This is a genomic window from Marinomonas sp. S3726, assembly GCF_000967665.1.
Taxonomy (GTDB): Bacteria; Pseudomonadota; Gammaproteobacteria; order Pseudomonadales; family Marinomonadaceae; genus Marinomonas.
Map to the genome: position 1 here is coordinate 178,291 of NZ_JXYC01000006.1, position 19,437 is coordinate 197,727.

The following is a 19,437-nucleotide window of genomic DNA, read 5'->3' on the forward strand; positions in this document are numbered from 1 at the left end:
CACTATAAGACTCATTCTTAATCAGTTATCAAAAGGAGATGAAGCAACAGGGAAAGACATAAATAGTATTGGCTGGTTGAAGAGGCCAGCCATTTAAACCATTAACTCAAAAACTATGAACTCAAACTTGTAAGTATCTCGTAAAAAAATAATAAGCGGAGCAACAGCATGAGTAAGAACAATCAGTTAGATCAACAGTCAGAACAAGAATCCAGTAATGATAAAAACGAATTAATTTATGGTCTTAATGATAGGCCAGAATCCCTTAAAGCCTTATTTGCTGCGTTTCAGCATATTTTGGCAAGCTTTGTCGGTATCACCACACCCGCTTTAATTATTGGTGGTGTGTTAGGTCTCGGCGAGCACCTTCCTTATCTAATCAGCATGGCCCTGATCGTCTCGGGTGTCGGTACCTTTATTCAAGCCAAGCGAGTCGGCCCTATTGGCTCTGGTCTTTTGTGTGTACAAGGGACAAGCTTCGCTTTCTTAAGTGCTGTATTAGCGGCGGGCTTTTTAGTGAAAAACCGAGGTGGAAGCTCAGAAGATATTCTTGCCATGATCTTTGGTGTGTGTCTTTGCTCAGCCTTTATCGAAATTATCTTAAGTCGCTTCATGCATAAACTGGGGCGCATTATTACTCCTGTGGTGACGGGTATCGTCATTACTACTATAGGCTTATCTCTTATCAAAGTGGGTATGACAGATTTAGCGGGTGGCTTTAATGCTGAAGATAAGGGCGCGCTGCATTATCTTGCGATTGGTGGTATCACACTCAGTACTATTATTTTGTTAAACCGTTTTAGTAACCAAACACTGCGTCTTTCAGCCATCATGATAGGTATGGTTGTTGGCTATATTAGTGCGGCTTTCATGGGGATGGTTAATTATGATATTGCCGAAGTGGCGCTGATTACTATCCCAACACCTTTCAAATATGGGCTGGATTTTGATATTGCTGCTTTCATTCCTGTTGCCATTATTTCGGTTGTGACTGCGATAGAAACTACGGGAGATTTAACCGCTAACTCTATGGTGTCTAATGAGCCAGTAAAAGGCCCTGTTTACATGCGCCGTATTAAAGCAGGTGTATTGGGTGATGGTACTAACTCAACCATTGCTGCGATTATGGGTAGCTTCCCTATGTCGACCTTTAGTCAAAATAACGGTGTGATTCAGCTTACCGGTGTCGCAAGTCGTTATGTGGCTTTCTACATAGCTGGCTTATTTGTTTTGTTAGGTATGTTCCCAATTATTGGAGCTTTCTTACAAACCATGCCTAAGCCAGTACTAGGTGGTGCAACACTTGTGATGTTTGGTACTGTGGCTGCCGCTGGTATTCGTATTTTGGCAACTGCTGAGCTTGGCCGTCGTGACCTATTAATTATGGCCGTGTCTTTTGGCTTAGGTTTAGGTGTCACCGCTGTGCCAGAAGTCACTAGCGCTATGCCTCCGCTACTTAAAAATCTAATGGGCTCTTCTGTTACTGTTGCAGGTCTTTCAGCCATCTTAATGAGTCTGCTTTTGCCTATGAGTAAGCGTGAGCTTAAAAATCTTGAAGCGGCTGAACAGCAAGCTGAAAAAGATGCAGAAGCGTTAGATAAATCGGATAAAGCGTTAGATGCCGTGTAAGGCTAAATATAAATTAAAGGATAAAAAGGGCATGCGCTTCGTTCACTAAGCGTATGCTCAATATTATCCAGTTTAAAAATAAAACCTATTTTTCGGTTTAGGTTGCCTTTTACCTGAGGGTGGCCTTTTTTAAGGGATGAGAGTTAACTAATTGATTAGGGATGAATGATAAACTGCCGAAATGTCAGGGCTTTAATTAATCTTCAAAAAAGTAAATGAATGGGGTTATAACCCGACACTTTAGCGTATTATGCTTTACTAATGTAAAAGTGCTTTGCTTTTAATAGCGTAATTAAGCAGTGATTGAGAAAGCAATGAAGATAGAAATTACAGACATCAGCAATAGTGTCACTGCCCCTTCGGCTAGCTCCCCAAATGAGGTGAACTGCTCAAACTGCCATGCATCCTGCTGTCATTACGAAGTCATGCTTATTTCAGAAACGGGTGTCCCCGAACGGCACATTACCGAAAACGAATACGGTGTCGAGGTAATGCTACGTTTAGAAGATGGTTGGTGTTCTGCTATGGATAGGCATACCCATATGTGTACCATTTATGAAAACCGCCCTTGGGTGTGCCGCGAATTTGAAATGGCCTCGCAAGATTGTAAAAGTGCACGTCATCAATACATGAATACTAAAGCATAAAGTCCCTTTCCTGATTCAGTTTGTTACCTTACGTGCAAGAAACGCATGATAAAGTGACAAAAAAATATATAAGTTATTGGCTTTCATAGTATGTTTTTAAATTAACTCTCCTATCCTTAGTGTTCAATAGACATATTAGATGGCTCTTATGTATGCCTCTTAACGCTTAGTAATAAGTATCTAGGGAGAAACTAATCTTAAGATGAAAGACTTTGATTTCGAATTTAAAGACATAGTTGAGACAGCAAAAGATGTTGTCATAGTGACAAAAGCTGAGCCTATCAATGAGCCTGGACCTGAAATTATTTATGTTAATCAGGCCTTTACCGAGTTGACTGGTTACTCAAAAGAAGAAGTTATAGGTAAAACGCCAAGAATTCTTCAGTCTAAAGGTACAAGTGAAAAAGCGAAAAGTTTGATTCGTAAAGGCTTGGAAGACAAGGTCGCTGTGAGAGTCACAATAAAAAACTACTCTAAGGCAGGGAAAGCCTATTGGTTAGATTTGAGCATCACGCCGCTTTTTAATGATCAAGGCGAGGTGACACATATTGTCTCGATTCAACGTGATGTAACTGAATACATAGATGTTCAAAATAAATTAAAACTACTTTCAAGAACAGATCCGCTAACCGGCCTGATGAATCGACGTATGTTTGATGAAATGGCTGAAAAGGAGTTTCTTCGCTATAAAAATGAGAATATTCATTACTCATTATTAGCGTTAGATATAGACCATTTTAAGTTGATTAATGATAAATATGGCCATCCGATAGGAGACTATGTTCTCACTTCATTTTCTTCTTTTTGTGAGACGCATATTCGCTCTCAAGACAAGGTTGCTAGAATCGGTGGCGAAGAGTTTTGCATTATTTTACCTGCTACCAATAAGGCTGGTGCCATTGAGGTAGCCGAAAAACTGAGAAGGGAAATTTCGAATGCCCGTTTCAGTCAGAATGATCATGACATCGCTATCACCGTCAGCATAGGTGTGTCCGAAGTAAAAGAATCGGATTATGACTATGTGGCTATGCTCAAACGCGCTGATGAGAACCTTTATCGTGCTAAGCGTAAGGGCCGTAACCAAGTTTATAGCTTAGATAGCTAAAGCATTAGCACGCGAAAAACTAACTTTCCGACCAAGTTTTAACCTGGTTCTTGCCATGGCTTTTAGCTTGATACATGGCTTCATCAGCATACCTGATAAGTTGTTTAGGCGTTTGGGTATGATCAGGAAAAAGACTAATCCCGATGCTTAGGGTGATATCACAGAGCTTATCGTCTAATTTGAAGGATCTACTGCATTTAGTCAGTATTTCTTTCGCTATGGCTTCGGCAATATCTAGCGCTTCTAGCTCTTTAATTAAGATCACAAACTCATCACCGCCTATACGATAAATGCAGTCTTGCTTTCTCACATGTTGGTTAAAACGAGCTGAAATACGTTGTAGCAACTTGTCGCCAATATCATGACCATGGGTATCGTTAATTTGCTTGAACCCATCTAAATCAATAAAGAGTAAGGCTAAATTTCTACCTGATTTATGGTGTAGATCCATCAAGGGTTGTAAGTTTTCAAATAGCTTTTTACGGTTATAAAGGCCTGTTAGAGGGTCTGTAATACCAGCCCGTCTATGACCTTCAATTGTACGATAAATCCAATACAAGAAGCCTAACAAGGCAAGTACTGTGATAACGAGGATTGTGGTAATAATTAAAATTTGAGATTGAATAGTTTTATGTTCAGCTTCGGTCTCTATGTAAGCCATAGAAAGCTCATCTAATAAAAGTGTTAGCAATAAGGTGTGTTCAGGATTATAAAAATCATCTTTAGCTTGGTTGGATAAAAGGATTTTATCTTTCAACAGGCCTAGGTGTAGATTCACCTTATTAAACGCTTTTTTCTGATCCATATCACACCGGTCACAGCTGTCATAACCCTTGTGCTGTTTTAGCTGGATATTCTGGTTTAACGCGACATAAATAGAAACTTGGTACTGGGCATGGGCTAAAAATTTAAGAAACTCGTCATCATCCTGATATGTTTCATGTAATGAAAATAAGAGAGTGTCTAAGAACTTGAATGAGTTTCGAGTAATCGCTATATCGGATAGATAGTCATTCATAAGACGCTGTTTATCTTTACTTAACCTATTCAGTTCTACCCCAATATTTTGCAAGGGTCCTTGAATGTTTGAGGACATTTGTAGAAACAGCTGTAATTCGGCTTGGTAATTTTTAGCTGCCTGATTAACTAAATCATAATGGGGGAAATTATTACTATGAATGCGATTAAGTTCAAAATTCCATTTAGCATCAGCAGACCTTAGTTCGACTACCTGAAAAATACTGTTTTGAATCCCCATAGTATCTTTCAAGTCTGAGTAGCGATTGTAAGTACCATAAATGGCTAACATTATGGCTAAACTCAACAGAACAAAGATAAGAGGTAGCTTAATTTTATTCATAAGCAGCTGGCTCTATTTGGCTATTGAGTGATTTTAAAAAGGCTTTAATCTGTCTTATCTCTGTATTCGTCAGTGTTTGACCAAGTTGATACTGGGCCATAATCTTTATCATAGACTCTAATGAATCAACTGACCCATCATGGAGATAAGGCGCGGTCAGAGCGACATTTCTTAAAGATGGCACACGTAATTTCTTGGCTCTATATTTGCCGTCTTCACCCATATAAGGGGCAACAACGCCAAGAGACTGAAACAGGTTACCACCAACATTGGCACCTTGATGACAGGAAATACAGCCATAGTCTTTAAACTTTTCATAACCATATTTAGCGGTTTGGCTAATCGCTTGCTCATTACCTAGAAGGTACTCATCAAATTTGCTTGGCACTATTAGGTTTGTTTCAAAATATAAAATGGCATCAAAAATTGTCTCTTGGGAGATTTTACCTTGATATGCCTTCCTAAACTTAGGGGTAAAACTGGTGTCGGCTTTTAGTGATGTTACAGCTCTTGGCCAATTTGTTCCCATTACTTTAGGGTTAGCTAGCACCCCACCTAAATGATGGCCTAAGCTTTCGAATTGACCACGCCACCCTACATGGAAATTCTTACTTGTATTGAAAATAGTAGGGGAGTTAGTTGCAACATTTTTACGAATTTTTAGCTCGTCTCCACCACCCATACCTAAGTCATGGCATGTATGACAAGAGGTGTCATTGTTTAAAGATAAGCGAGTGTCTTTAAACAGGGCTTTACCTAGTTCAAACTTATCTTGGTCTAAATTTTCAGCTGGAAAGATAGGCGAGATAGGCTCGTTAGCCCAGCTGTTATGCACACCAAAACTAATCAAGATGAAGATTAAAGCTAAGGATTTCGAGCAAAGTTGTTTAGCAAATAGAATCAATATAACAATTCCTAGGGAAATCTTTTTTATATTAGAAGTTACTAAAACCAATATTTCAAGATAAGTCTGCCGTATTAAACTGTTTTTAGCAGTGATATGAGGCTGGTATTTCCTCTTTGAGCACCTGGGTCGAAATAACAAACTTATTTAGAAGCGCATTATTAAATTATATCACTAAAACACAGTTTCATTTTTAGAGTATTGTTGTTCAAATGTAGAGCCGTGAGCAGCCATTAATAAATTGTCTGATAGGAGACCCAATGAAATTTCTGCTTTTTTTAGGTACCTCAAGAGACAGCTCTCCACCGAGACCAAAACGCCTTGGGTTACGTGTTGCAAAAGTCTGTCTCCAACATTTTGAAAGTCAGCGTTTTAAAAGCCAAGATAATGATGTGGAAATAGAGCTAGTAGATGTTTTAGATTATCCGTTAGAGTCAGTTTTTAAGCCTCACTTTGCCTACGTTAAAGGCAGAGCGCCAAGAGCGTTAGATGAGTTGGCTGAAAAAATAAAAACAGCGGATGGCTATATCATGGTGAGCCCTGAATATAACCATTCGATGAGTCCTGCCTTAGCTAACTTGCTTAACCATTTTGGTAGCTCACTCTTTTCTTATAAACCTAGCATTATTATGACTTACTCAGCGGGTCAATGGGGTGGCGCAAGAGCAGCCGTGAATATGCGTACCTATTTGGCTGAACTTGGCTGCTTGCCTGTCTCTGCCATGATACACATCCCAAAAGCACAAGAGGTCTTCACTCAAGAAGGTAGTTATGAAATCAACCAAAATGAAACTGAGTGGGAAAGCTACTTTGACAGAGGCTTCTCTCAATTAATTTGGTGGACAGAGGCGTGCAAGCTGCAAAGAGATAAGCAAAACCCTAATGATTCGTTTGTAAGAGATCCATCTCAGAGGAATGCCCCTGAGAGCTAATTAAAACTATTGTGCTCAGTTATACAGCGTTAAAAAGTACTTAAAATGCTCATTTATCTCGATAAACCCTGCTTTAGCATACTTTTTGGCCTTGCCTAGCTATCACTCATAACGTTTTAAGCGTGGTTGGTTTCGTTTAATCGATAAAGCAGACCTGATAGTGCTTTTCTTTTTAAAATTTTAAAAGCGCTTTTACCCAAGTGAACAAGGCGTCATATTCTTGATGCCTTTGCGTCTTCTCTCGGGTGATGAGATAAAAAGCCGCTTCTAGTTGGATCTTAGTGCCTGATAGGGCAATGAGCTCTTTCTTTTCTAATTCGTGTTTTGATAAGGGCAGTATGGCCAAAGTAATACCTAGACCTGCTTTAGCTGCCTGTATTCCTGCTTCATAGGAGTCAAAATGTTCTGACGCTATCGTCTTATATTCAGCATGTTTGAGTTTGGTTTCTGATTTGAAATAACGCCACCAATCATCCTGTTCAGGGCGACAATGAATTAGACTTTGCGTTTGCCAATTTATTTCATCTGCAAGTTCTTTACGTTCAAAATAGTCTGGTGAGCAGGCAAGAGCGAGATAGGCTGGAGAAACGAGACGAGCGTTAGTGTCAGGTTTAGCCGTAAATCGAATAGCGGCATCTAGAGCATGTTTTTCAAGGGATACATAGCTCTCGGAAGCTTGCAGCGCTAATTTGATATTAGGGTTAGTGTTATGAAAGTCTGCTAGGTTTGGAATGAGGTACTGATTAGAAAGATAGGTCGTAGTGGTTAACTTAATAGGTTGATTCTTTTGTGAACTGATAAAGTCTTGAAAGCCTGCTTCATATTCCTGTATCACATGCTCAGCTAGGCTCAAAAAGCGCGAACCTGCTGAGGTTAAAGTAAGTTGCTTCTTGTCTCGATTAAATAAGTTAGTAGATAGGTGTGTTTCTAAACTCTTAATCTGTTGGCTAATCGCACTGGGTGTCAAATATAGCTCGAAAGCAGCTTCCTTAAAGCTCATATGCTTAGCAGCCATGACAAAGGTTTTAAGGTATTGAATTGGCGGTGCTTTTTGCATATCCATTGAGCGAATTTCCTGTTGAGTTAGATTTTCTAATCTCATCATAAAATAAGATCGTTTGTGTCTAAAGCTTGAAGGCTTTTATTATCTTTACACATGGTTCCCTAGACCCAATTCAGATAATAAAAGTGCAAAGGAGTTTAAATGCCAGATAACTACGTAACATTCGAGCAAGCTAAGTCTCTTACAGGTATCAAACTGCAAGTGATAAAAGGTATTCCTAGTCCTTGGAGTGAAGCGGCTAAAGCCATTTTAAATTTGAAAGCGATTCCTTATACCCCTGTTGCCTTCGATGCCTTTAATCCTGAACAGCAAGCTTGGTTTGAAGCCAATAATGCACCTTCTTTAAAACCTGAAAATGGCCCTGCTTTGAGTGATTGGTTAGACATACTTAATTTTGCAGAAGCCTATTATAAAAACAGCTCTCAAGAAGAAAGCAGCTTATTACCAGGAGATAATGCAGAGAGGGAAGAGCATCTTGCTTTATGCCATACACTTTGTAGCAAGCATGGTTTAGGTTGGCAACGCCGCTTGCAAAGTGTCCACCTGGGTTTGAATGAAGCGGGTGGTTTTCCTATCAAGATAGCTCAGTATTTAGCGGCAAAATATGGTTATCATGCTGAAGATGTTGTCGTGTATGAGTCTGAAATAGTCCGTATTTTAGATCTATTAACTGCGCGTCTTAAGAAACAAGAATCTCATCAAAAACACCAATCTCATCAAAAACAAAAGCCTCTTCAAAAACTCGCTTCAGACAATCAAGAAACGAGAGAGTCCATTTATTACTTTGGTGAAAACCTCACTGCTCTAGACATCTATAGCGCCATGTTTATGGCCTATTTTAAGCCCTTAAGTGAAGAGGTTTGTCCTATGTACCCGAGTATTCGAGTCGCATTTGAGACTTATCCTGAAATAGTGGCAGAGGCGCTAGACCCTATCCTTTTTAAGCATAGGGATTATGTTTCTGACACTTATTTTTTATCGAGTTAAGCCTACAGTGCTTAGTGATATCTCGTTATAGGGTGAGCTAACAATGCTTATTTTTCTTGATGAGGTAAAATCTTTTATACTTAGGCGCTCTGTGAGTTGCTTAGTTTTTTGTGCCTCTTGAGGAGCTCATAAAATATAAAATTATAGGAAGATAATAGAATTGAATCAGGTAATTTTAGATGCAGTTATGCTTGTTGTGAGTTTTGCTGTAGCGGGTTATGTATTAGTACTCGTTGAAAGGTTAACGCAAAAGAACGCTGCCTTCTGGTATGTGAAAATGTTGCTACTTATTAGTGTGGTTTCACTGCCCATTATCTTTATCGAAATATTTAACGGAAACTTTTATACGACTCTTTTGGCTGGCGCTGGATCGGCTTATTTCTTGTTCAAAGGTGAGGCCTTAGGTCGGCGTCAAGAATCAGAGTAAGTTTTCATTAATGCTGGTGTTTATAAAAACTAAGGCTTATTTCAAGTTTAAAACCATATAAAAAGGCGAACCTTGATTCAAGGTTCGCCTTTTTAGTTTTAATGCTTTTATCGCAACGTTTTACTGTATTTCTTAGATTAAAAACTTAAGCTGTTAGTGTTGCTTGTACTGCTGGCATTAGTTTGCTCTTACGAGACATCAAGCCTGGTAGGTACATCAAGTTAGCTTCAGTTGTGTAACTTGATGCTGTTGCAATGAATTCTGCTTTATCTTTATGTTAACCTCGAAAAACTCGCAAGAACTTGCCGAAATTAAAGTATTTAATATTAGATTGATAAGAATATTAGACTTATTTAGTTTTAAAATATAATGTGTCTGATTTTAGATTAGGGCATTTGAATTGTTCTATAAGAATGATAATCGATTAAAATTTAATATGTTGAAAACAAGCATTGTAATTAGTGCCTTTTTCTTTAGTCAGTTAGTCTTTTCTGAATCTGAAGAGTCATGCCAAACCTTCTTTACCCCTTCTCAAGTTTACAATCTTGATTCTCTAGATAAAAATCACAGGGTAAATAATGCCGAAGGAAAAATTATTCGAGAAATTAATTTTTATTTATTAGATGTATTTGATGAAACTAACGAGGATGAGAATAATTCAGTTTTTCGTTTTCTAAATAAAGTGCATGTAAATACAAAAGAATATGTCATCAAAGATCAATTGCTTTTTGGTGAAGGTGAAATTGCACAAGTTTCAACACTTGTTGAAACTGAAAGATTACTCCGTAAAAAGCATTATTTGACAGATGCTTTTATACTTCCTGAAAAGGTGTGTGGTGACTTGGTTGATATTGCTGTTATCACAAGAGATACATGGGCACTAGAGTTAGAAGCCTCATTTGGGGAGTCTGGCGGAGAAACAAATACAGGTATTGGCTTTAAGAGTGGTAACTTGCTAGGTACTGGTAATCTATTGACTGTTGAGCATTTAACAGAAGATGGCCATAGTAAAATTGTAACTAAGACCCAAAATCCAAGTTTATTTGGATCACGCTTCTCCTCTGCCGTTGCTTATGCCGATACCTCAGATGGAGAGGAAAAGCATTTAGCTCTTAATCGACACTTTTATTCATTAGACGCTAAATGGAGCTTTGAATCTGAGTTCACTAGTTCTGAATTATTAGAAAATGAAGAGCATTTAAATGGGGCTACTGGCAAATATTTTGAAAAAAATGGATTATTAAGTATTGCCTACGGTCTTTCTGAAGGGCTTATTGATGGAGAGGTAACTCGATATTATTTTGGATTTACCCAAGACAAGTTTGAATTTAGAAATGCCTATAATACAGAAGGCTCTTTACCTGATAATAGGATAAGAAATTATGGGTGGGTAGGAATAAAAACGATTGAAAATAAATATGAAAAGTTTAGAAATATCCATCAAATTCAAAGAACAGAAGATATACAGTTAGGACAAGAATTTGATTTTAACTTTGGTATAGGACCAAAAGGGTTAAATAATGAAAAAGCATTTCTCCGCTCAGACTCCTCTTATGAAAATACAATTAGTATTGGGAAGCATCATTTAACAAAAGTGGGTGTTTCGTATCAAGGTAACTATTTAACGGAAGCAAGGAAGTTAGAAAATTTTATTGTTGGAACACGATTGGATTACTACCATTACCTTACTCAAAATCAGCGATGGTACGCGGGTTTAAAGTTTGATAAAGGTGTTGGTTTAACGTCAGATCAAGCTTTAACATTTGAAGATAAAACAATAGTAAGAGGTTATCCAAGCTATCATCAAAAAGGAGATCGAAGACTTTTAGCATCTCTTGAACATAGGCGTTTTTATAATACGCACCTTTCAATATAGTAAGAGTCGGACGAGTCTTTTTTGCTGATGTCGCAAGAGCTTGGGACAGTGAAAGCAAATCTGAATCACGCCTGCTGTCGGATATCGGCTTTGGGCTAAGGTTTAGTTCAAGCAAGGTTAGAGTTGGCAATGTTGCTCATTTAGATATCGCAATCCCTCTGACAGACAAATCAGCAGTAGATAGCTATCAGTTTACTTTAAAGGCTTATCACAGGTTCTAATACAGATTGGCTTTTAAATAACTAAAAAGGCGAACCTTGATTTAAGGTTCGCCTTTTTAGTTTTAATGTTTTTATCGCAACGCTTACTGTGTTTCTTAGATTAAGAACTTAAGCTGTTAGTGTTGCTTGTACTGCTGGCATTAGTTGGCTCTTACGAGACATCAAGCCTGGTAGGTACATCAAATTAGCTTCAGTTGTGTAACCATATGCTGCTGCAGCAAGTTCTGCTTCTGCATCAGAGTAGACAACTAGGTGAGCATTTTTGGTTTTAGTATCAACAATCGCAAAGAAGATGAAATCTAAACCTTGCTTAGCTTTTTCGCCTTCCATTTCAGAAAGAAGGTCTGCTTTACGTTCTAAAAGCTGTTCTGGAAGTAGCGTTTCTGCGACACCAAAACCCACTTTCTTGCCGTTGATTTCGTAGTGTTTGAAATCACCTTTTAATACATCGTAAGTAGAAACGTCCGCTAAGTCTGATTTTGCTTCCATCATCTTTTGGCCGAAATCGTATAGATCTTCGATACCTGCGATTTTCGCTAGCTTCTCAGCATATGGCTTGTCGACAGGACAAGTAGTAGGTGATTCAAATACTAGTGTGTCTGATAGGATGCCTGCTAAAAGTACACATGCTGTTGTTGGGCTCATCTCTTTACCCATTTTCTCGAAACGATCAGCAAGAATGGTTGCAGCGCTGCCCCAAGGACGAATATCAACAGATACTGGTGTGTTAAATGTGATTGGCTGATCTTGGATAGCGTGGTGGTCGATAATGGCAACGATATCGCCGTTATCTACGTCTTTGTGTAGTTGAGTTTTCTGGTTAAAGTCAACAAGACCCACTTTTTGGCCTTCAACTTTAGAGATTAGCTTAGGTACTTCAACGCCACAGTATTCAACAACAAAGGCGGTTTCTTTGTTTAGTTCGCCAGCGCGACGTGCTTCGCCACCAAATAATTCGGCTGCACCAATTGCTGATCCAATGGTATCACTGTCAGGGCTAAGGTGGCCTAACCATACTAGATTGTCTGTTTCGTTGTTTTCTGGTGATTCTAAGTCAAAAAAAGCCATTTCTTACCCTATGTACTGCCCTAAAGTGGGAATGTTAAAAAATTGGGCCAATTATAAGCAAAAAACAGACTTTTGGTTAGACAAATTTTGTCTTGTTTACTTGGAATTATAGGTGTTTGCCTGCGACTTTAGTCTTGTATTTTCTTTACTGCTTTTTCTTCTTAAAAACTTATTTGTTCAATAGGTGTTCACTTTAAGTGAGTTTTAAAGGTTGTTGATTATTCTTCTTTTTATGTTGTAAAGCAGTTTATGTGACTGCATTATGTGATTTTACTGGTGGTTATATCTTTGTTTACGGCAAATATAAGTATGTTATTCTTTTGAAATATTCCTATACTGATATTAGAAATTTACTCCTGTTTTGAGTAAAGCACTGTTACTAAGTGCTGCTTAGATAGGTTCTTGTAGCAAATAAAAATAAGTCGTTAGGAGAATAAGTATGTTAATCGGTGTCCCTAAAGAGATTAAAAACCATGAGTATCGTGTTGGTATGGTGCCTGCGAGTGCCCGCGAGCTTATCAGTCATGGTCATCAGGTAATGATTGAAACGAATGCAGGTAGTGGTATTGGTTTTAGTGATGAAGATTACCTTGCTGTAGGTGCGACGATTAAAGCAACAGCAGAAGAAGTCTTCGCTGAAGCAGACATGATCGTGAAGGTAAAAGAGCCGCTAGCAGAAGAGCGTGCAAGACTTCGTCCTGATCAAATTTTATTTACTTATCTTCACCTTGCGCCAGATCTGCCACAAACAAAAGACCTGATTGCCAGCAAAGCGATTTGTATTGCTTATGAAACCGTAACCAGCGACAACGGTAGTTTGCCGCTACTAGCGCCTATGTCTGAAGTAGCAGGCCGTATGTCTATACAAGCTGGTGCTCAGTGTTTAGAAAAATCTAACAGTGGGCGTGGTATGTTGCTAGGTGGTGTGCCGGGGGTTTCTCCTGCAAAAGTTGTGATTATCGGTGGTGGTGTAGTGGGTTCTAATGCTGCGCAAATGGCTATTGGTATGGGCGCAAATGTGGTTATTCTTGATCGCTCAATTGATGTATTACGCCGTCTTGATGCACAGTTTGGTGCTCGTCTTGAAACAGTTTACTCAAGCAAAGATGCTCTAGAAGAACATGTTTTATCTGCTGATCTCGTGATTGGTGGTGTTCTTATTCCGGGTGCTGCTGCGCCTAAGCTTGTCACCGAAGATATGATCAAGCGTATGAAGCCTGGCTCTGCTGTTGTTGATGTTGCTATTGACCAAGGTGGTTGCTTTGCGACATCTCATGCGACAACACATGCAGAACCAACCTACATTGTTGATGATGTTGTTCACTACTGTGTCGCTAATATGCCTGGTGCTGTGCCAAGAACCTCTACGTTTGCCCTAAATAATGCCACGCTTCCATACATTATCGCGTTAGCAAACAAAGGCTATAAAGCAGCTTTGGCTGATGATGCACACTTGTTAAATGGCCTCAATGTACATAAAGGTTTGGTGACTTGTCGCAGTGTTGCAGACAATCTAGGCTTTGAATATGTAGACCCTGAAGAAGCTTTGGTCATTTAACATTTATCAAACGTTAACTACAGAGTAAAAAGTTTTCTATAAGTACTTTATTTGAGTCTTTCTCATTAATTTGAAAAAAATTAATGAGAAAGACTCTGTTTTATTATGCACTAATGTAGTTCTCTGAACGCTTTAGCTGCTTCCTCATAACCAGCTTATAACAAACAAGCAGGTGCATTTTAGCAAATACAGTTCGTTGAAGTTTTCTAGAGTGAAAAATCAGGTCTTGCCTTTCTTATAAGTAAGGTCTCTGCACTTACTTCCAATAAAAAATCTCATTATTAGTGTTATTAAATTAGCTTTTAGTGCTTATAGTTAAATTATCCATAGACTCAAAAAAAGATAATTTATCTTCTCGAGTAATTTGTAAAGATAAGTAATTATAATTCACTAGAAGCCTTCATTGGCGAATGGGACTTAATAATGAACGAAAAAAAAACGCCAAGAAAAGTTGGGAGACCTTCATCAAAAGATAAAAATGATAATGATGCAAGAAAAAATATCCTTAATGCAGCTCGAGAGTTGTTTGTAAATTTACCATATTCAAAAGTTTCTATAACAAAAATTTCAAATCTGGCAAAGACAAATCCAGCACTTGTTAGATATTACTTTATAAATAAAGAAAATTTATATCAACAAATTCTGATTTCAATTTCGAATGAGTTGAAAGTTTATTTAATGGAATCAAATTGGAAAGAAGCAAAAACACCTGTTAGGCCTATTTTATCTGCTTATATGAAGCTGTTTAAAACAAAACCTTCGGTAACAAAATTAGTATTTAGAGAAATTTTATCTGCTAATAGCTCTGAGAAAAAGAAAGTAATTGACTATCTGTTTAAACGAAATTCAGAGATGCTTTTAAAATTTATGGAGCCTTTTGGTGTAGGAGGAGATCGTTTTAAAAACCTTCAATTGTTAATAAACTTTGCTTCAGGGATGATATTTACCTATGCCTTTAAATGTTCATTAGAAGATTCCGGAATAGATGATTTTTTTTTTGAAGATTTTGAAGGAATGATTGAAGAAAGTATTTATCTTGCTGAATTAGCATACTTAAAAAATAATAAATAATAACCTTTATATCTTTATGAAGTTTTAATCTTCATATTTTATTAATTTAATAAAACCAAATCCAATAAGAGGATGTTTCAACATGCCTACAATGTCTGAATTGGCTTCAGCTAAAGCAAAACTTAAAAAGCCTAGTTATCAAAGAATTTCACCAACCATAGTACCCGATTCTGAGGAAGTTGTAGCATTGTTAAAAGCTGATGTAGCTAAAAAGAAAAAAGCTGCAATCTCAAGACTTGTTAAAACGAAACATTTATCTCAAGGTTATCCTCTGATAAATCGTAAGGCTTATTCAGAGGCATTGAGTTTATTAAAGGATAAAATAGCATCTCATGATGGAAGTATCTGTAAACGCTTTATGACGATGTTTGGACCTTATGTAGATATTGAAGCAGATCGAAAAATACTTAAGTTATTAACTAATCCTGATGCAATTAAAGATTATGTACCAAAAGAAACCAAAGAAAGAATGGAAAGTGGTGATAAATTAACCCCACGAGATAAATTTCTTATTAGGAACTCCCGTTACAAATTGAAAGTTCTATTTATGGAATTCGAAAAAATGAAAGTGGCACAGGCACAATTAGTTGAACTCAGTAAAGATATTGCATCTGTTTATGGTGGTGTAATATCTAAACCGCCAGGAGCTTATCATGGGCTTAAAAGCTTTAGCGGTGCCCTCGACAAAATTACTTTACGAGATAGGTCTTCTGATTATGGTGACCTAAAAGACGTTGCTAGGATGTCAGTTGAATTTGATACTATTGATGCAATGACAGCTGCTGCAAATTATTTAGAAGGCAGTAAGGAGTTTCATGAGCTAAAAAGTTTTCAAAAGTCCTTAAAAGACAGGTATAAGCCTAAGGGCGAGGACCCGCATCATTGTGGCGCAACAGCTGAAGGTTATCAGGATATTAAATTTTTCTTGAAAATGGATAATGGCATACTGGGAGAATTGCAGCTTAATACCAAAAGTATGCTGGTTGCAAAAAGTAAAGCTCATCATATTTATGACTTAACTCGGGCTGCCAAAGTGGATGCTGCTGGAAATGGAAAAATTACTTCGCAAGAGCTCATTGATCATGCTGTTAAAGCGTTCGATGATAAGTGGTTCTCATTTGTTTCTCCGAGAATTTCGGGTGCAAGTGCGCAGCTATTGGATATAAAAAACATGGTTAAGCGCATGGGAAGTTCAGGGTCAAGCTTTACGATTACAGCAAAAGAGCTGGCTTCTTTGAAGTTGGTTAGTTGTAAAATTTATGGCGAAATTGGGCCTCCTTCTACTATTGCCCCTTTATTAGATAGGCTGACGTAACTTTTATGTGTATCAGACCCTCCGAGTAAACTTTATATAATAAACTGACCTTTTAAAGTACATATATTTAGTGTGTTTCTCCGTTAATTAGTTATCCAAGATAATGAGTTTGTTTTCATGAAGATGGAAGCAAGCTTTTTATAGATAATCTTTTTTGCAAAACTTGACCCTATTCATTAGCTTTAATATATCAAGAGCCCCCACGGATTGGGGTTTACAGAGTGATAGACTGAGTTTAACAAGTCAGTTTAAAAATATGAGATAAGCTAAATGATTCAAAAGAGGAGTAGGTACTATGTTAATTACCATTGCGCGTTTTACCTATCCTTATGAAGCTCAAATAGCTTGGTCTAAACTGGATGCTCTTGGTGTGTCTGCTTACATTGCTGATGAGCATACAATCAATATGCAATGGTTATATTCGAACGCATTAGGTGGCGTACGCTTGCAAGTCAGAGAGGAGGATGAACAAGCCGCTCTTTTAGCCTTAGCGGAAGACCTTGAAACTGAGTTAATGCAACAAGAAGGCTTTGACGCTGAGCTGTGCCCTGTTTGTGGCAGCGCTAATACCGAGTTTTATCAGTTCGGTAAACGTTGGGCATTTTTAATTTTTTTGGGGTTAGATTTTCCTTTATTTCCTGTCAAAGAAGGGATCCAGTGCCATGACTGTGGCACTAAAAGTAAGATGTGACATTAACTTTTGTGTGCCTTTAACTCTTCTTCCTGTATTTTTAAGTGCTTTATTTTATTAGTGTTCTAATCGCCTTCTTTTGTCATTACCTCAAAAAGATACCGAATCTTAGCTTGGTGCTTAATTGATAATAATGCTAACTTACCAAATATTTTTAAGTTGTTGACCTTGGAGGATTAAGTGTCAAAGAATAAGGTTTTGTTTGACCAAATAGGTCGCTATATCAAAGGTAAAGATGCCAATAAGCCATACTTATTTGAATCTGTATTTAGCCAAGATGCTGTCTTAAAAATGATGGTTCAATCCGATAATATTTCCTTCCCAGGAGAGGTAAATGGATTGGATGCCATCACCAAAACGCTTTCCAGTGAATTTAATCTAGCTTATGAAAACATTTATACCCTTTGCTTTCTTGATACCTTCAAGCAAAGTGAGAACCTAATAAATTGTCATTGGTTAGTGGGGATGACAAGTAAAGAAACGGGTGAGGTAAAAGTGGGCTATGGGGATTATCATTGGACCTTTGAGCTAGAAGGCGAGCATAAAGTGAGTAAACTCATTATTCTCATCGAAGATATGTTAGTACTACCAAAAGAGCAGTCATCAGGCATATTGAACTGGTTAGAGTCTGGTACATACCCTTGGGCAATGACTTCAGCGACGCTAGAAACCATGCCGGATATTGAAGGCTTGTCTGGTGCTGCAGAATTTTTAGGGAAGCTTAGATAGCCTGTTTAATGATGAATGTATTTCACTGATCATCTTCTTCACTACCATGTCTTCGTCGCTATCTTCTCTGATTGAGTCATAAGCCGCAGGCGAAATAAGGTTTAATACCTTGGTATAAGAGTCGACTAACTCTCTATTTTTAATTGAGAGCTCGACTATCTGCTGTTTTGATTTATCAATCGCCATATAGGCGGCCAAATAAGAGTCTGATGCTTGTAACAACTGATTATAAATAGATACATTGTTCTTTAATGGGGCGGGGATTTTTTTAAATTCAAGCTGATTAATACACTGAATGAGATGCTCAAAGTCTTTTACATCTGCACCAAACCTTTCGATATAGCGGCGTTCAATTTTACTTTCGGCTCGTTTTTCTGCTCTTTTCTCAGATAGGATAAGTGAGATAAAAATGATGCCTAGGGTAATGGCTAACAAGGTGATTTCATACAGCATTTTCTAATCCACATTAACTCTTACAAAAAAGCGTCTAACCAAGCTTATTATTGAGTGAAATAACTTATTTTAGATAACTCTAATGTAATGTTTGATGTAAATCAATTGTGTATGAATCGCTTTTGGTTTGGTTTTTCTAGTTTTTATATAGCGAAGCTGAATGAATCTGAGGCTCACTAAACACAAATATGTACTTAGTGAGCAACTTAAATTAAGGCTTAGACTTGCTTGGAGAATGAAGCCGGCTCTGAATATGATAGTGTTTTATTAATCGCGTCAAAATCAGGATTAATCTTATCTAAATATGGGATGACCTTATCAATAAGGTCTTGCTGGTGTGGCTGGATATCCTGTTGTCCCCATAGGGCAATTTCTTCACCAAGTTTATCTACTACTGGGCTGGTTTGGCCATTTAAGGTTTCTATGACCGCAAGTCCACAAAAAGGCACATAGCTTTCTGAATAACCGCCTTCGTGAGAGTAAACAAGGCGACCCTGACAAAGGCGTTCTGCTGCTTCCATCAGTTGTAACGTCATAATGCGATAACAATCTGAATTCACTATCATGGGGCCAAGTGGGTCTAGCGCAGCAGCATCAAAGCCACAGGCAACAACAATCAGCTCTGGCTGAAACTTATTAAGCGCAGGCAGAATAACTTGTTCCATCACTTCAAGGTACGCGCCATTACCACAGCCTGCAGGAAGCGGCACATTGAGATTATAGCCTTGGCCTTTACCTGCTCCGTTTTCTTCTAGTGATCCTGAGTTCAAAGGAAAGTTATTGTCATGGTGAATCGAGATAGTTAATACATCATCGCTTTCATAAAAGGCATCTTGGGTACCATTACCATGATGAACATCCCAATCGATGACAACGACACGCTTAACGAGCTTTTTCGCTTGAGCTGCCATAATCGCAATGGGGATATTACCAAGCAGACAAAAGCCTGATCCTTCATGGGCTCTGGCATGGTGACCCGGAGGTCTACCTAATGCGTAGGCATTTGTTACCTGACCTGTCATGACCGCTTCAATCGCTTTCATCGTCATACCTGCTGATTGTTTGGCTATATCGAAACCACCTTGTGCAAAAGGGGCTCCATCTCCAGCGTCACCTGCGCCTTGAGAACTGGCGAAGGTGAGATCTGTAATATAGTCAGGGGTATGAAAGCGTATTAAATCTTCATACTCAGCAGGTTCTGCTTTTAATTCTGTTAACCCTTCTAGTACACCGCTTACCTCTAGTAGGTTACGTAATCGACGTTTGGTTTCAGCGTTTTCTAAGGCCTTATCTGGCTGGAAATAAATGCCAACATCGTTATAAATTGATCTTGGGCCCGGGTCATGCCACATACAAATTTCGTGATATAGGAAGCCTGTGTTTTGTTTCATTATAAGTATC

At 38.2% G+C, this 19,437-nt stretch carries 18 protein-coding genes; 12 read left to right on the forward strand and 6 right to left on the reverse strand.

Translation table 11 applies throughout. From position 1 onward, the window contains the following. Nucleotides 1–168: 168 nt before the first annotated feature. The 3 genes from TW85_RS06205 to TW85_RS06215 all read left to right on the forward strand — a co-directional run bounded on the left by TW85_RS06205 (nucleotide 169) and on the right by TW85_RS06215 (nucleotide 3,381). Entirely contained in the window at nucleotides 169–1,629 is a 1,461-nt protein-coding gene (locus tag TW85_RS06205) for a nucleobase:cation symporter-2 family protein (RefSeq protein WP_046016221.1), read from the forward strand. Nucleotides 1,630–1,943: 314 nt separating this feature from the next. After that, nucleotides 1,944–2,276: a YkgJ family cysteine cluster protein gene (locus TW85_RS06210; RefSeq protein WP_084616147.1), complete on the forward strand. Its 333-nt coding sequence runs from the start codon at nucleotides 1,944–1,946 to the stop codon at nucleotides 2,274–2,276. Between the two features lie 202 nt (nucleotides 2,277–2,478). Next, nucleotides 2,479–3,381 carry a GGDEF domain-containing protein gene (locus tag TW85_RS06215; protein WP_052701938.1) on the forward strand — a complete coding sequence of 301 codons (903 nt, stop codon included), beginning with the start codon at nucleotides 2,479–2,481 and terminating at the stop codon, nucleotides 3,379–3,381. Nucleotides 3,382–3,400: 19 nt separating this feature from the next. Here the strand turns inward: TW85_RS06215 and TW85_RS25350 are convergent, their stop codons facing one another. Next, entirely contained in the window at nucleotides 3,401–4,741 is a 1,341-nt protein-coding gene (locus TW85_RS25350; protein WP_052701940.1) for a diguanylate cyclase, read from the reverse strand. Further along, nucleotides 4,734–5,645 carry a cytochrome c peroxidase gene (locus TW85_RS06225; RefSeq protein ID WP_052701942.1) on the reverse strand — a complete coding sequence of 304 codons (912 nt, stop codon included), beginning with the start codon at nucleotides 5,643–5,645 and terminating at the stop codon, nucleotides 4,734–4,736. The genes TW85_RS25350 and TW85_RS06225 overlap by 8 nt, the downstream gene beginning before the upstream one ends. Before the next feature lie 260 nt (nucleotides 5,646–5,905). Here TW85_RS06225 and TW85_RS06230 point away from each other — a divergent pair, with 260 nt between their 5' ends. Continuing rightward, a complete protein-coding gene (locus tag TW85_RS06230) occupies nucleotides 5,906–6,577 on the forward strand; it encodes an NAD(P)H-dependent oxidoreductase (protein ID WP_046016222.1) in 672 nt (223 codons plus the stop codon). Nucleotides 6,578–6,749: 172 nt separating this feature from the next. Here the strand turns inward: TW85_RS06230 and TW85_RS06235 are convergent, their stop codons facing one another. Next, nucleotides 6,750–7,682 (reverse strand): LysR family transcriptional regulator, encoded by a 933-nt coding sequence (locus tag TW85_RS06235; RefSeq protein WP_084616151.1) that lies wholly within the window; start codon nucleotides 7,680–7,682, stop codon nucleotides 6,750–6,752. A 99-nt stretch (nucleotides 7,683–7,781) separates the two neighbouring features. Between TW85_RS06235 and TW85_RS06240 the strand changes: the two genes are divergently transcribed. From TW85_RS06240 to TW85_RS06250, 3 genes are all read left to right on the forward strand, one after another. Continuing rightward, complete coding sequence (locus TW85_RS06240; RefSeq protein ID WP_046016224.1) at nucleotides 7,782–8,627, forward strand: glutathione S-transferase family protein; 846 nt, start codon at nucleotides 7,782–7,784, stop codon at nucleotides 8,625–8,627. A gap of 160 nt (nucleotides 8,628–8,787) precedes the next feature. Beyond that, on the forward strand, nucleotides 8,788–9,054 hold the full coding sequence (locus tag TW85_RS06245) for a hypothetical protein (RefSeq protein WP_046016225.1): 267 nt from the start codon (nucleotides 8,788–8,790) through the stop codon (nucleotides 9,052–9,054). A 400-nt stretch (nucleotides 9,055–9,454) separates the two neighbouring features. Further along, nucleotides 9,455–10,930 carry a hypothetical protein gene (locus TW85_RS06250; protein WP_157196900.1) on the forward strand — a complete coding sequence of 492 codons (1,476 nt, stop codon included), beginning with the start codon at nucleotides 9,455–9,457 and terminating at the stop codon, nucleotides 10,928–10,930. A 329-nt stretch (nucleotides 10,931–11,259) separates the two neighbouring features. Here the strand turns inward: TW85_RS06250 and TW85_RS06255 are convergent, their stop codons facing one another. After that, complete coding sequence (locus tag TW85_RS06255; protein ID WP_046016227.1) at nucleotides 11,260–12,219, reverse strand: manganese-dependent inorganic pyrophosphatase; 960 nt, start codon at nucleotides 12,217–12,219, stop codon at nucleotides 11,260–11,262. A 439-nt stretch (nucleotides 12,220–12,658) separates the two neighbouring features. Between TW85_RS06255 and ald the strand changes: the two genes are divergently transcribed. From ald to TW85_RS06280, 5 genes are all read left to right on the forward strand, one after another. Next, nucleotides 12,659–13,777 (forward strand): alanine dehydrogenase, encoded by a 1,119-nt coding sequence (gene ald, locus TW85_RS06260; RefSeq protein WP_046016228.1) that lies wholly within the window; start codon nucleotides 12,659–12,661, stop codon nucleotides 13,775–13,777. A 423-nt stretch (nucleotides 13,778–14,200) separates the two neighbouring features. Then, nucleotides 14,201–14,848, forward strand: a complete 648-nt coding sequence (locus TW85_RS25355; RefSeq protein WP_052701943.1) for a TetR/AcrR family transcriptional regulator — start codon at nucleotides 14,201–14,203, stop codon at nucleotides 14,846–14,848. A 91-nt stretch (nucleotides 14,849–14,939) separates the two neighbouring features. After that, a complete protein-coding gene (locus TW85_RS06270) occupies nucleotides 14,940–16,163 on the forward strand; it encodes a hypothetical protein (RefSeq protein ID WP_238326173.1) in 1,224 nt (407 codons plus the stop codon). 295 nt (nucleotides 16,164–16,458) lie between these two features. Next, complete coding sequence (locus TW85_RS06275) at nucleotides 16,459–16,854, forward strand: DUF2007 domain-containing protein (protein ID WP_046016229.1); 396 nt, start codon at nucleotides 16,459–16,461, stop codon at nucleotides 16,852–16,854. Nucleotides 16,855–17,034: 180 nt separating this feature from the next. Then, entirely contained in the window at nucleotides 17,035–17,583 is a 549-nt protein-coding gene (locus tag TW85_RS06280) for a hypothetical protein (RefSeq protein ID WP_046016230.1), read from the forward strand. Here the strand turns inward: TW85_RS06280 and TW85_RS06285 are convergent. Both TW85_RS06285 and TW85_RS06290 read right to left on the reverse strand, forming a co-directional pair. Next, nucleotides 17,566–18,036: a hypothetical protein gene (locus TW85_RS06285; RefSeq protein ID WP_046016231.1), complete on the reverse strand. Its 471-nt coding sequence runs from the start codon at nucleotides 18,034–18,036 to the stop codon at nucleotides 17,566–17,568. The genes TW85_RS06280 and TW85_RS06285 overlap by 18 nt on opposite strands. Nucleotides 18,037–18,254: 218 nt before the next feature. Continuing rightward, entirely contained in the window at nucleotides 18,255–19,427 is a 1,173-nt protein-coding gene (locus TW85_RS06290) for a class II histone deacetylase (RefSeq protein WP_071210267.1), read from the reverse strand. Nucleotides 19,428–19,437 lie beyond the last annotated feature (10 nt).

Excerpts from the sequence above, each read along its gene's own strand:
- TW85_RS06205 (WP_046016221.1), top strand. The coding sequence starts at position 169 with ATGAGTAAGAACAATCAGTTAGATCAACAGTCAGAACAAGAATCCAGT.
- TW85_RS06210 (WP_084616147.1), top strand. The coding sequence starts at position 1,944 with ATGAAGATAGAAATTACAGACATCAGCAATAGTGTCACTGCCCCTTCG.
- TW85_RS06215 (WP_052701938.1), top strand. The coding sequence starts at position 2,479 with ATGAAAGACTTTGATTTCGAATTTAAAGACATAGTTGAGACAGCAAAA.
- TW85_RS25350 (WP_052701940.1), bottom strand. The coding sequence starts at position 4,741 with ATGAATAAAATTAAGCTACCTCTTATCTTTGTTCTGTTGAGTTTAGCC.
- TW85_RS06230 (WP_046016222.1), top strand. The coding sequence starts at position 5,906 with ATGAAATTTCTGCTTTTTTTAGGTACCTCAAGAGACAGCTCTCCACCG.
- TW85_RS06235 (WP_084616151.1), bottom strand. The coding sequence starts at position 7,682 with ATGATGAGATTAGAAAATCTAACTCAACAGGAAATTCGCTCAATGGAT.
- TW85_RS06240 (WP_046016224.1), top strand. The coding sequence starts at position 7,782 with ATGCCAGATAACTACGTAACATTCGAGCAAGCTAAGTCTCTTACAGGT.
- TW85_RS06255 (WP_046016227.1), bottom strand. The coding sequence starts at position 12,219 with ATGGCTTTTTTTGACTTAGAATCACCAGAAAACAACGAAACAGACAAT.
- ald (WP_046016228.1), top strand. The coding sequence starts at position 12,659 with ATGTTAATCGGTGTCCCTAAAGAGATTAAAAACCATGAGTATCGTGTT.
- TW85_RS25355 (WP_052701943.1), top strand. The coding sequence starts at position 14,201 with ATGAACGAAAAAAAAACGCCAAGAAAAGTTGGGAGACCTTCATCAAAA.
- TW85_RS06270 (WP_238326173.1), top strand. The coding sequence starts at position 14,940 with ATGTCTGAATTGGCTTCAGCTAAAGCAAAACTTAAAAAGCCTAGTTAT.
- TW85_RS06275 (WP_046016229.1), top strand. The coding sequence starts at position 16,459 with ATGTTAATTACCATTGCGCGTTTTACCTATCCTTATGAAGCTCAAATA.
- TW85_RS06285 (WP_046016231.1), bottom strand. The coding sequence starts at position 18,036 with ATGCTGTATGAAATCACCTTGTTAGCCATTACCCTAGGCATCATTTTT.
- TW85_RS06290 (WP_071210267.1), bottom strand. The coding sequence starts at position 19,427 with ATGAAACAAAACACAGGCTTCCTATATCACGAAATTTGTATGTGGCAT.